This is a genomic window from Marinobacter goseongensis, from assembly GCF_023156235.1.
Taxonomy (GTDB): Bacteria; Pseudomonadota; Gammaproteobacteria; order Pseudomonadales; family Oleiphilaceae; genus Marinobacter; species Marinobacter goseongensis.
On sequence record NZ_JAKZAI010000081.1, the window covers coordinates 1 to 926 of the forward strand.

The 926-nt window shown below is 49.1% G+C and carries 1 pseudogene; it reads left to right on the plus strand.

Annotated features, from left to right (window positions below):
• Window positions 1-645: 645 nt before the first annotated feature.
• Window positions 646-926 (plus strand): annotated as a pseudogene (locus tag MLC70_RS18425) (hypothetical protein); the annotation flags it as partial.

A 926-nucleotide genomic window follows, 5' to 3' on the forward strand; every position in this document is an offset into this window, starting at 1 on the left:
GAATGCCGAGTTGCCGGCTTTGAAAAAAGTGGCTCAATACGATTAGGGCAAGTGGGTCGATTTAACGGCGCTTACAACCAGAGAAATTAACGCGTTGCGGCAGCGATGATCTGACAAGTGTATAGGGTAGAAGGCCCGTCTGAATCCAACCTCTATCCTCCTACTGGAACGGTATACGGAAAGTCTTCGGTTCCTCTGCAATGCCAGCTAGATGGTTCACCGGCCGCAGTTTTCCAGAAACGCCTTAAACCAGGCCGACTCTGAAGCCGAGGGCTGTATATCGTACATTCGTACCAGCCTAGCGAGCCTCGCCACATGACCGGAATGACCACCCTTCATTCCCGGCCTGTTAGGTTTCGAGTGCCTCGAAATCGGACAGAGAAGAGGTCGTTGGGTCTTCTAATCGTTTTGTGAGTTAACTGCTTGGCCGACTCACTGGGCTGCTTGGAGACGTCGGCAGCATCAATTTCAGCTAGGCATTGTTTGTTGAGCGGTACTAATGCGGTGGGCTGACGTTAGCTTTTATTTATATATCACTATAATAGTAATTAGATCCCTGACCTGCAGGACTATATATCAGTATAGTGGTATTTTTGCGGTTAATAGCTACTATAAAGTCCATCATGTTGGTATTTAGGAATACCGATGCAGAGCGAACAAAAGGTTCTGACAGTACAGGTTTACTGGAACTACCAGTGGCACGACGCCGGCAGCATCCGGTTCCCGAAACCCAAGGCTGGCCTCAAAGGTGATATGACGTTTACCTACAGCGGGAAGTATGTGAATGCGGTCACCACTGCGCAGGAAGGTCTGTCATTCAGGGACGAGCGTTCTATCGGTCACAATGTCCCGGCGATTTTCAACCCAGTTGTCCAAATGACCGCGTTTAAGCGGCCAATTTATTGCGCTCTATTTCCTGCAATTTG